This window comes from Streptococcus sp. FSL K6-1323 (assembly GCF_038630745.1).
GTDB classification, from domain to species: Bacteria; Bacillota; Bacilli; order Lactobacillales; family Streptococcaceae; genus Streptococcus; species Streptococcus salivarius_D.
In genome coordinates, this window is sequence record NZ_CP152039.1 from 582186 (window position 1) to 593814 (window position 11629).

General features: G+C 40.8%; 8 protein-coding genes. All 8 read left to right on the forward strand.

Annotated elements, in window-relative coordinates; genetic code table 11:
• Positions 1-108 precede the first annotated feature (108 nt).
• The 8 genes from glgB to NST80_RS03005 all read left to right on the forward strand — a co-directional run bounded on the left by glgB (position 109) and on the right by NST80_RS03005 (position 11599).
• Positions 109-1989: a 1,4-alpha-glucan branching protein GlgB gene (gene glgB, locus NST80_RS02970; RefSeq protein WP_118172123.1), complete on the forward strand. Its 1881-nt coding sequence runs from the start codon at positions 109-111 to the stop codon at positions 1987-1989.
• A 190-nt stretch (positions 1990-2179) separates the two neighbouring features.
• Positions 2180-3322: a glucose-1-phosphate adenylyltransferase gene (locus tag NST80_RS02975; protein ID WP_002886870.1), complete on the forward strand. Its 1143-nt coding sequence runs from the start codon at positions 2180-2182 to the stop codon at positions 3320-3322.
• Positions 3312-4448 (forward strand): glucose-1-phosphate adenylyltransferase subunit GlgD, encoded by a 1137-nt coding sequence (glgD, locus tag NST80_RS02980; RefSeq protein ID WP_002886871.1) that lies wholly within the window; start codon positions 3312-3314, stop codon positions 4446-4448. The genes NST80_RS02975 and glgD overlap by 11 nt, the downstream gene beginning before the upstream one ends.
• Positions 4445-5875, forward strand: a complete 1431-nt coding sequence (glgA, locus tag NST80_RS02985; protein WP_002886872.1) for a glycogen synthase GlgA — start codon at positions 4445-4447, stop codon at positions 5873-5875. Before glgD ends, glgA begins: the two co-directional genes overlap by 4 nt.
• Before the next feature lie 325 nt (positions 5876-6200).
• Positions 6201-8606 carry a glycogen/starch/alpha-glucan phosphorylase gene (locus NST80_RS02990; RefSeq protein ID WP_002886873.1) on the forward strand — a complete coding sequence of 802 codons (2406 nt, stop codon included), beginning with the start codon at positions 6201-6203 and terminating at the stop codon, positions 8604-8606.
• A 220-nt stretch (positions 8607-8826) separates the two neighbouring features.
• Positions 8827-9387, forward strand: coding sequence for a GNAT family N-acetyltransferase (locus NST80_RS02995; protein WP_013990248.1), 561 nt, complete (start codon positions 8827-8829; stop codon positions 9385-9387).
• Between the two features lie 105 nt (positions 9388-9492).
• Positions 9493-11022, forward strand: a complete 1530-nt coding sequence (locus NST80_RS03000; protein WP_045772235.1) for a DUF1310 family protein — start codon at positions 9493-9495, stop codon at positions 11020-11022.
• On the forward strand, positions 11003-11599 hold the full coding sequence (locus NST80_RS03005; RefSeq protein ID WP_045772236.1) for a hypothetical protein: 597 nt from the start codon (positions 11003-11005) through the stop codon (positions 11597-11599). The genes NST80_RS03000 and NST80_RS03005 overlap by 20 nt, the downstream gene beginning before the upstream one ends.
• Positions 11600-11629 lie beyond the last annotated feature (30 nt).

Below are 11629 nucleotides of genomic sequence, written 5' to 3' on the forward strand. Positions count from 1 at the left end.
TAAGCCCTATCGGTCTGAAGGGTTTTCTAGTGTATTTACATATATTTCAATGTTTTAATTTCTTGATAGTTAGAACTATCAAGGCTAGTTTAAGAAAGGAGTGATGGTATGAATCTCGATGAAGCCATGTACACATTTGGAACAGGTGAGAACTTCCACCTTCAGAATTATTTGGGTGTGCATGAATTAGAGGGAGAAGAAGGTTTTATCTTCCGTGTGTGGGCCCCTCATGCTGAGCAGATTCAGGTAATTGGAGATTTCACAGGTTGGTTTGATGAACCTCTGGATATGACCAAAAACCATATCGGTGTTTGGGAGGCAACTTCAGCTCTCCCAGAGGAAGGACAACTCTATAAGTTCTTGGTGAAACGTAAGGGAGGTCAAGTCGTCGAAAAGATGGATCCTTTTGCGACTTACTTAGAGCCTCGTCCTGGAACAGGAGCTGTGATTCGTAAGAAGAAAACTAAGAAGTGGAAGGATGGCCTTTGGATGGGTCGTCGTAAACGCTTTGGTTTCCAAAAACGTCCGGTTAATATCTATGAAGCTCATGCATCATCTTGGAAACTAAAAGAGGATGGTCAACCTTATACTTTCAAAGAATTGAAAGAAGAGTTGATTCCATATTTGGTTGAGATGAACTATACCCACGTGGAATTCATGCCACTCATGGCTCATCCTCTTGGGATGAGTTGGGGTTACCAGCTTATGGGTTACTTTGCTTTTGAGCATACCTATGGCACACCAGAAGAATTTCAAGATTTCGTAGAAGCATGTCACCAGAATAATATCGGTGTCTTGGTAGACTGGGTCCCAGGTCACTATACACAGAATGACGATGCTTTGGCCTACTTCGATGGTACACCAACTTTCGAATATCAGGATCATGATCGAGCTCATAACTATCGTTGGGGCGCACTTAACTTTGACTTAGGAAAAAATCAAGTTCAGTCTTTCCTTATTTCAAGTGCTCTTTACTGGATTGAAAATTATCATATCGATGGTATCCGAGTGGATGCAGTATCTAACATGCTCTATTTGGACTATGATGAAGGTCCATGGATGCCTAACAAGGACGGTGGAAATCGTAACTTGGAAGGCTACGGCTTCCTTCAAAAACTCAATCGTGAAATTAAAAAACGCTATCCAGATGTTATGATGGTTGCGGAAGAATCAACTGCAGCAACGCCAATCACCCAACCGATTGAAGAAGGTGGTCTAGGTTTCGACTTCAAATGGAATATGGGTTGGATGAACGATATCCTCAAATTCTACGCAGAAGATCCAGTTTACCGTCAGTATGACTTCAATCTGATGACCTTCAGTTTCATGTATTGCTTCAATGAAAACTATGTTCTACCTTTCTCACATGATGAAGTGGTTCATGGTAAGAAGAGCATGATGCATAAGATGTGGGGTGACCGCTATAATCAATTTGCTGGTCTTCGTAACCTCTATGCTTACCAACTCTGTCACCCAGGTAAGAAATTGCTCTTTATGGGTTCTGAGTTTGGTCAATTCTTGGAGTGGAAGTTTGATTATCAACTCGAATGGGGTAATCTTGAAGATGAGATGAACCAGAAGATGCAGGCCTTTACTAGCCATATGAATGTTTTCTACAAGGACCATAAATCTCTCTGGCAGATTGATGATTCTTACGATGGTATTGAGATTATCGATGCGGATAACCGTGCTGAAAGTGTTCTTTCCTTCATTCGTAAAGATGATAAAGGCGATAAGGGTGACTTCCTCGTCTGTGTCTTCAACCTAGCTCCAGTGGAACGTCAAAACTTCACTATTGGATTGCCAGTAGCTGGTATCTACCAAGAAGTGCTTAACACTGAGATGGAAGAATTCGGTGGCGTTTGGAAAGAAGGAAATCCTGAAACCCGTACCCAAAAAGCGAAGTGGAAGGACTATGAAAATACCCTTAGCTTCACCCTACCTGCTCTAGGAGCAAGTATCTGGCGTGTAAAACGTCGTTTGAAATAAAGGGTAGACTTAAACGTGTACACGATTTGTTTTTCGGGGTGATAGATAGAAAATCACAATTCTAAGATGCTTTTGATTTTCGAACTGTTACTATTAGTGAAAAACTTACTTTAATTGTCATAATCAGTTTCGACTGATTATCTCGTCATCCTTTTTGGGATGAAACTAAAAATCATGAGGGGGACTATTCATGAAAAATGAAATGTTGGCTTTGATCCTTGCTGGTGGGCAAGGAACTCGTCTTGGAAAATTGACCCAAAGTATTGCCAAACCAGCTGTTCAGTTTGGTGGACGCTACCGTATCATTGACTTTGGTTTGTCAAACTGTGCCAATTCAGGGATTAACAATGTTGGTGTCATTACACAGTATCAACCACTTGCTTTGAACAACCATATCGGAAATGGTTCAAGTTGGGGCTTGGATGGTGTTAACTCTGGTGTATCAATTCTTCAACCTTACTCAGCTAGTGAAGGTAATCGTTGGTTTGAAGGTACCAGCCACGCTATTTACCAAAACATTGACTATATCGACAGCATCAATCCTGAATACGTTTTAATCTTGTCTGGTGACCATATTTACAAGATGGACTATGATGATATGCTCCAAGCACACAAAGACAACAACGCGAGTCTTACTGTAGCAGTTCTTGATGTACCACTTAAGGAAGCTAGCCGTTTCGGTATCATGAACACTGACGCTAATAACCGTATCGTCGAATTTGAAGAAAAACCTGAAAATCCTAAATCAACTAAGGCATCAATGGGTATTTACATCTTTGACTGGAAACGTCTTCGCAACATGTTGGTTTCAGCTGAAAAGAGTGCCGTTGATATGTCAGACTTTGGTAAGAACGTTATCCCAGCTTATCTTGAAACAGGTGAAAGCGTCTTTGCTTATGAATTTGAAGGCTATTGGAAAGACGTAGGTACCATCGAATCCCTTTGGGAAGCAAACATGGAGTACATTTCTCCTGAAAATGCCTTGGATAGTCGTAACCGTCAATGGAAAATTTACTCACGTAACGTGATTGCTCCACCAAACTTCTTTGGTGAACATGCCCATGTTGAGGATTCCCTTGTAGTCGACGGTTCAATAGTTGATGGAACTGTTAAACATTCTGTGCTTTCAACAAGTGCGCAAATCCGTGAAGGAGCAGTTGTTGAGGATTCAGTAATCATGAGTGGTGCAGTCATTGGTAAAGGTGCAAAAATTAAACGTGCTATTATCGGTGAAGGTGCACACATTTCTGAGGGTGTGGAAATTGACGGTACAGAAGAAGTGCAAGTCGTAGGATACAATGAAGTAGTGGGGGTACCAAAAGATGAAGATTGATAAATATTCTGCAATTCTAGGAAATACCGTAGGATTCCATGACATGGATGGTTTGACTGAGCACCGTCCTATTGCCACCCTACCATTTGGTGGAAAATATCGCCTCATCGACTTCCCATTGTCTAACTTGGCTAACGCTGGTATCCGTAGCGTCTTTGGTATCTTCCAAAACGAAAACATCAGTTCTGTTTTCGACCACATTCGTTCAGGTCGTGAGTGGGGCTTGTCAACACTCCTCAGCCACTACTACCTTGGTATTTATAACACTCCAGTTGAAAGTTCAACTGTTGATGAAGAATACTATCGTCAAATTTTGACTTACCTTAAACGTTCAGGTTCAGACCAAACGGTAGCGCTTAACAGTGATGTTTTGGTCAACATTGATCTTAACCAAGTTTTCCACCTCCACAATACAACAGAACAAAAAGTTACTGTGGTCTACAAAAAACTTCCTAAAGAACTCATTTCAGATGTAAACAGCATTTTGGAAATTGATGAATCTGACAAAGTGCTTAGCCATGAGCTCTTCCAGGGTGGAGATAAAGAAGCTTACAATATGTCTACAGACATCTTTGTTGTGGATACACCATTCTTGATTGCAAAATTGGAAGAAGAAGCAGCTAAAGAAGAACCACGTAAGCTTCGTTATGTACTTCGTGATTTGGCAGTTGCTGAAAATGCTTTTGCTTACGAGTACACTGGTTACCTTTCAAATATCCACTCAGTGAAAGCATACTTTGATGCTAACTTGGATATGTTGGAATCACACAAATTCTATAAACTTTTTGCACCAAACCAAAAAGTTTATACAAAAGTTAAAAATGAAGAGCCAACATACTATTCAGACTCTTCAGAAGTTAAGCTTTCACAATTTGCATCTGGTTCGATTGTACGAGGAAAAGTTGAGAACTCAGTGATTTCACGTAATGTTGATTTGTCTGAAGGTTCTAGTGTGAGCCATTCAATTCTCTTCCCACGTGTTAAAGTTGCCAAGGGCGCGACAGTTGAATACGCTATTGTGGATAAAGGTGTTGAAATTGCTGAAGGTGTTACGATTCGAGGTACAGAAAACAACCCAGTTGTCATCAAAAAAGGTAGCGTTGTAACAGAGGATATTGTACGATGAAAATTTTATTTGTAGCAGCAGAGGGTGCTCCTTTCGCTAAAACTGGCGGTTTGGGTGACGTTATCGGTGCTCTTCCTAAATCTCTAGTCAAAAATGGTCACGAAGTTGCCGTAATTCTCCCATATTATGATGTGGTTTCGGCTAAATTTGGCGATCAGGTTGAAGACCTTGGCTTCTTCTATACAAATGTTGGTTGGCGTCGTCAATATGTCGGCATCAAGAAAATCGTTCGCGATGGTGTGACTTTCTACTTCATTGATAATGAGCAGTATTTCAACCGTGGTACGGTATACGGTGAGTGGGACGATGGTGAGCGTTTCGGCTTCTTCCAAATGGCTGCCCTTGAGTTGATGGAAAAAGTGGACTTTATTCCAGATATTCTCCATGCTCATGACTACCACACAGGCATGATTCCATTCCTTCTTAAGGAAAAATACCATTGGATTCAAGCTTACCAAGGTATTAAGACAGTCTTCACTATCCACAATATTGAGTTCCAAGGTCAATTTGACAGTGGTATGCTTTGGGAAATCTTTGGTGTTGGTTACGAGCGTTATGCTGATGGTACCCTCCGTTGGAATGATTGCCTCAACTGGATGAAAGCAGCTGTTCTTTACGCAGACCGTGTCACAACAGTTTCACCATCATATGCTGGTGAAATCCAAACACCTGAATTTGGTAAAGGCCTTGATCAAATCATGCGCATGGAATCTGGTAAGTTATCTGGTATTGTTAATGGTATCGATACGGACCTCCTTGATCCAGAAACAGATACTCACATTCCTTATCATTTCTCAGTGGATGATTTGTCAGGTAAAGCCAAAGACAAGGCAGCTCTTCAAGATCGTGTTGGACTTCCAGTTCGTGAAGACGTTCCATTGATTGGTATTGTCTCTCGTTTGACTGACCAAAAAGGTTTCGATTTGGTGGTAAATGAACTTCACAACATCTTGCAACATGATGTTCAGATTGTTCTTTTGGGTACTGGTTATAGCGACTATGAGAATTCTTTCTCTTGGTTCGCTCATGCTTACCCAGAAAAAATGTCTGCCAACATTACTTTCAACTTAGAGTTGGCTCAACAAATTTATGCTGGTTGTGACATTTTCCTTATGCCTTCAGCCTTTGAACCATGTGGCCTCTCTCAAATGATGTCTATGCGCTATGGTACCTTGCCAGTGGTTAGTGAGGTTGGTGGTCTTCGTGACACCGTTGAACCTTACAACCCTGTGACAGGCTCAGGTACAGGCTTCTCATTTGGTAACTTCTCAGGTTACTGGATGGTTCAAACCCTTGAAAAAGCTCTCGATGTTTACGAAAACAACGCTGATGCTTGGAAACAACTCCAGCACAATGCGATGACACGTGACTTCTCATGGGATACAGCAAGTTTGGCATATGTTGATTTGTACAAACAATTAGTATAATTCCAAAGATAACTTTTCTCGCAAGGGAAAAGTTATCTTCGTGTAAAGCGTTTGAAAACGCTTCTAAAATTATTTAGCCCCTAAGTTTTGCTTGGCAGAGATTATAGAGAAAGCGTCTAAAAGTCTGAATAGAAGAATAACTCTAATCGTGTTATAATATAATTGACTGTTTTGACAGTTTTGTAAATAAAGATTTTGAAATGTCTGTTTCGAATCTTGTCTGGCAAGGTTTGGAAGTTTGAGTAAAATTTCCAATTCCCTCTTATCTGAATAGATACCTGTAAGAAGTGTATTGAAGATAAGGAAGTAGTAAGAAAGGATTTCTATGCAACTCGAAAATTTAACAAAAGAACAATTCATCCGTGACTTTAAGGATACTCTCCATCAAGAGCAGTTGATTAAAGTTGCTAAGGCCACACCAACGGAGATTTTTACTGCCTTGGCTGGTTTGATCCGTAAATATTACACAAATACATGGATTGAACGTAACCATGCACTTTCAGACAATCAAGAAAAAATTGCTTACTACTTCTCGATTGAATTTCTTCCAGGTCGTATGTTGGAAACTAACCTTCTCAACCTTGGTATTCTTGACCTTGTTAAAGAGGGATTCGCAGAACTTGATATTGACTTCCGTGAAGTTGTAGAAGCTGAGCATGACATGGCACTTGGTAATGGTGGTCTTGGTCGTTTGGCTGCTGCCTTCATGGATTCACTTGCGACTACTGGTTATCCTGGTTTTGGTAACGGTCTTCGTTACCGCTATGGACTATTTAAACAACGTATTGTTGATGGTTACCAGGTGGAATTACCAGATGGTTGGTTTGGTTCTACAGGTAATGTTTGGGAAACACGTAAAGACCACGATATTGTCTATGTGAAACTCTTTGGTGATGTAGTTCTTGAAAGCAATGAAGATGGTCGCTTTGTCCCAACTTATAAGAATGCTCAAGTCCTTCGTGCCGTACCTTATGATGTGCCGCAAATTGGTTATAAAAATGGTGTGATTAACAATCTTCGCCTTTGGGATGTTGAAATTCCTGAAGAATATGAGTTGGATTACCCAACATTGGAAGCACGCCGTCGTGTGAAAGATATTACTGCCATTCTTTATCCAGATGATTCAACAATTGAAGGTAAAAAATTGCGTTTGGTTCAAGAGTACTTTATGACAAGTGCCGGTCTCCAAACAATCATCAAATCTTACCTCAAGATGGGCTTGCCATTGAAAGATATCCACGAAAAAGTATCTGTTCACATCAATGATACCCACCCTGCGGTTGCACCAGCTGAATTCATGCGTCTTCTCCTTGATGAATATGGTCTTTCATGGGAAGATGCTTGGAATGCGACTGTTAAGACTATGAGCTACACTAACCACACTATTCTTCAAGAAGCCCTTGAAAAATGGGATCAACAGCTCTTCAAACGTGTCCTTCCACGTGTTTACCAAATCATCTTGGAAATCGACAACCGTTACATTGCTGAAATGGCTGGACGTGGTATTGCTGCGGATGTTATCGAACGTACTCGTATCGTTAAGGATGGTCAAGTTCATATGGCTAACTTGGCTATCATCGGTGGTCACTCAGTTAACGGGGTTGCCAAACTTCATACCGAACTTCTTAAAGAAGATACACTTCACGATTTCTATACTATTTATCCTGAAAAATTCAATAACAAGACAAATGGTATCGTTCAACGTCGTTGGACACAAATTGCAGCTCCTGAACTTTCAGCAGCCATTGATGACGTGATTGGTGATGGTTGGCGTAACGACATCCATGAGCTTGAAAATCTTACAACTTACTTGGATGACAAGGAAGTCTTGAACCAGTTCTATCAAGTTAAGAAGACTGCTAAACAACGTTTGGCAGACTACATCAAAGAAACAACAGGCGTAGAAGTGTCTACAGATGCTATCTTTGATGTTCAAGTGAAACGTCTTCACGCTTACAAACGTCAATTGCTTAACCTTCTCCACATCATCAAACTTTATTGGGATCTGAAAGATAATCCAGATAAAGACATGGTACCTCGTGTATTCATCTTTGGTGCCAAAGCTGCCCCTGGTTATCACTTCGCTAAATCTGTTATCAAACTTATCAACGAAGTTGCCAATCTTGTTAACAATGATGAAAGCCTCCAAGGAAAACTTAAAGTGGTCTTCCTTGAAAACTACCGTGTCAGCCTTGCGGAACTTATCATTCCAGCAGCAGATGTCTCTGAACAAATCTCATTGGCTTCTAAAGAAGCATCTGGTACCTCAAACATGAAATTCATGATGACTGGTGCTATTACCTTGGCAACACTTGACGGTGCCAACATTGAAATCAAGGACGAAGTAAGCGATGAGAATGTTGTTATCTTCGGTATGGACAAGGACGAAGTTTATGAACACTATGCACGTCACGATTACTACTCTCGTGCAGTTTATGAAAATAACACAGTCATTCGTCGTGTCGTCGATACTTTTGTTAACGGTACGATTCCAAATGCTCAAGCTGAAGGTACTGAAATTTACGAAGCCCTCATCACCCACAACGATGAGTACTTCCTCTTGGAAGACTTCGCTGCTTATGTAGAAGCTCAAGAGAAAATCGATGCACTTTATCGTGATCATGACAAGTGGGCACGTATGAGCTTGGCTAATATTGCTAAATCTCATAAATTCACTTCGGATGATACGATTACAGAGTATGCTAAAGAAATTTGGGAATTGAAAAAATAGGCGATAGCTTATGAATCACAAAAAAGATAGCGACTAGAAATGGTCGTTGTCTTTTATTTTTTTAAGAAGAGAGATGACTGAGACAGATAAGCAGCATTTAGAGTGTCTGTTACAGTAGGAGTTTGTCCCTAGCTTAATCCAAGCCCTTAAAACTTGCACTTACTTATCAAGATGTTATAATGACCTATAGGTATAAGCATCAGAAAAAGGGGGAAAATTTATGGCTTTACGCAGCCAATTAATTACCAAAGAGTTTCCAGAATTAGATAGGGTAGAGCGCTTAAATAACGAGGCCTTTCCAGAAGAAGAACGTATTCCATTAAGTGAGTTTTTACAATTGGATGGTCATGATGATTATCATTTCTTTGCCTTTTATGACGAGGATGATTTTGTTGGATTTGCCTCAGTTCTCTACAATGCCAAAGTTTTTTATGTGAGCTTCTTCGCCATCGTACCTCAAATGAGGAGTCATGGCTACGGAAGTGAGATTATTGATAAACTGGTGGACTTTTATGGACCATCACGTTCTATGGTCTTGGAAGTAGAGCGCTTGGATGAACCTAATGACAATCCTGAGCAACGTGCGGCGCGTTGGGATTTCTATAAGCGTAATGGTTTTAAGACTTCCAATGCCTTCTTGGAATATGAGGGCTTGAGTTTTGAAATTCTCTATCGCGGCGATCACTTTGACGAAAAAGCCTACAGAGACATATTCCACAAACTTCAGGAAAATGCTTATTTTGATTTTAGTATTAAACATCGTCGCTTGAGCGATTTATAAACTATCCATTCAAACAGGTCTTAGTCGGCCTGTTTTTCATTTGTTTTTAACGTTTGCCAATCGTTTTCAGAATATTTTGCCCTCCTATGCTATAATGGAAGTACTATGAAGAAAGTAATTTTACAGTATCTGGCAAGTGCCCTGGCTGTAATCCTCATACTTGGTCTTGTGGTTTTCAATCGACAGCGAAATGACTCTTTGGTAAAGAAGGTCAAAGACCCTGAGATTTCCTATATCTATCAAGATTCTTTGGAAAATATAGATAGACTGGCACTTAGTCAGGCTGGGGTTATCCAATCCTATCAACTCGATGCTTTGTCTGTTAGGAAGGAAGATGGGAAGATTCACCTCGTTCTCCATATCAATCATTCCTATGATATGCAGGTAAATCTTGTCCTAAAGGCAGATATCTACGGTGATTTATCTGTGGTTGAAGCGACGCCATCGAAGGCTTTAAAGCTGGCCTTGGAGGACGCGTCTTATCAAAAACGATTGACCTTGATTTCACAAAAAGCAGACGCGATTATGACTCGTGACCACTGGGATCAGGGCATTAAGCCGGCCTATGTGGCTCAGGTCAGAAGTAAGATGAAAAAGACTTCCTTGACCCAGTTAGATAAGGTTTTACAGGACATTGACCAAGAAAGTAAGGAAGTGGGCTCAGATACCTATACGTCCTTTTTCCAAGCTTCTCAACTCCCTAATCATGACAAGCTCAATTTGGTTATGGAGCACATGCAGGTTTATGTGGACAAGTACCAGTTCCTCCAGTTAGGGAAGTCAGGTTATAAATTTTCTAAGAAGCTAGAGCCAACCAGTCCTTTTTATAGTTACTTCCGTGAGGCTATTATGGAGACCTATCAGACGGATCTAGGCCTAGGTGTGGATGACTTAGGTATCAAGCTCCACCTTTTTAGGTCATGGATTGATAAGCAGTCCATGGACTATATTAGGACCAACTACAAGGGCAAGACGGATTTAGATAAGCTTCTGGCCTACAGCAAGGACAAGAAGATTCATCTGGATTACACAACAGGTGCTTCCTATCATAATCGAAGCTTGGGAGACTTTACCTATCCGCAGAACATGAAAATTCAGCTACCTCAGACCAGTGTCATTGGCCCTTATGGAGTTAGCAATTCCCGTTTTATTGAGTTTATTGTCAATATGGATACGGGGAGATTTGTTTCTGAGTGGAATGTCTACAAGAAAAGGAAAGACGGTAGCATCGACTCTAATCCTAAGCATTATAAGATTGAAGCTGGCGCTGACATTGCCGATACGGATTCTGCTAACTATGGGCTGTCTAAGGGCTTGAATGCTGACCTACCAGCCTATCTCAATAATAGCCATACCTATCTCGACGTTCGTCATCCTGCTGACAATGCGATTAGACGCAAGATGGTTAGGAAGTGGAAAAATCCCAAGAATGTCTTAAATGGTGGGCGCTATGCTGATATTGTTAAAAAAGGAGGCTTGAAAGACCTTGAAACATGGAGACAAGTTAAAGCTGAAGACCGGCTCCAGGTCTACAATGCTTACCTTGATTATATTCGCTCTCATCTTGTGCTTAATGGGTTTGACAGCTTTTACCAAGAAACCTACAAGCCCCAAGGTGGAGACAAAAAAGACTGAAACCCTTGATAGTGTTCTTGTCGCTAAAAATTTCTATCGTGTAAGGGATGCCTATGCCATCAAGCTCTACGGGCAGGATGAGGGGATGTCCTTTGATGTGTCTGGCCAAAGACTTTTTGGATCAAACATTGCTATTAAGGATGGCCTATTATTTGGCTCAAGTCTTGGAGATTTGACCATTGAGGCTTATTTTCAAGGAGAGGTGTCCTACCTTTTAGAGGCGACCCAGAAGCTCCCAGTGGACAAAAATCGCATAAAAGCTAATCACTATAGTCAGGACATTGTTCTGAATAAGGTTTGGACTAGTTTGGAAGGCCAAGAAACCTCCAACAGTATCATAACTCAGTTTCAGGATAAGACCCTACTCAAGTTGCGGATTAGCTACAACAAAGAGTTTCTTCCCACAAAGATTCAAGGTTTCTACAATAGTCAAAACTTGAATGGCTGGCGGGACCTCTTTTACATAGATTATCCTTACAGTAATCAGGAAGCCTTCAATCAGGCTCAAGATGCCTATATACAACATATCCAGTACATGGAAACGCATCCTGAGGAAGAAGCAGGAGAGTTTGGTTAATAAAACAAATCACCTTTATCTCGAGATAAA

What these genes read in the sequence shown, in the direction of transcription:
- glgA (WP_002886872.1), top strand. Translation starts at nt 4,445, where the DNA reads ATGAAAATTTTATTTGTAGCAGCAGAGGGTGCTCCTTTCGCTAAAACT.
- NST80_RS02975 (WP_002886870.1), top strand. Translation starts at nt 2,180, where the DNA reads ATGAAAAATGAAATGTTGGCTTTGATCCTTGCTGGTGGGCAAGGAACT.
- NST80_RS03000 (WP_045772235.1), top strand. Translation starts at nt 9,493, where the DNA reads ATGAAGAAAGTAATTTTACAGTATCTGGCAAGTGCCCTGGCTGTAATC.
- glgB (WP_118172123.1), top strand. Translation starts at nt 109, where the DNA reads ATGAATCTCGATGAAGCCATGTACACATTTGGAACAGGTGAGAACTTC.
- NST80_RS02995 (WP_013990248.1), top strand. Translation starts at nt 8,827, where the DNA reads ATGGCTTTACGCAGCCAATTAATTACCAAAGAGTTTCCAGAATTAGAT.
- NST80_RS02990 (WP_002886873.1), top strand. Translation starts at nt 6,201, where the DNA reads ATGCAACTCGAAAATTTAACAAAAGAACAATTCATCCGTGACTTTAAG.
- glgD (WP_002886871.1), top strand. Translation starts at nt 3,312, where the DNA reads ATGAAGATTGATAAATATTCTGCAATTCTAGGAAATACCGTAGGATTC.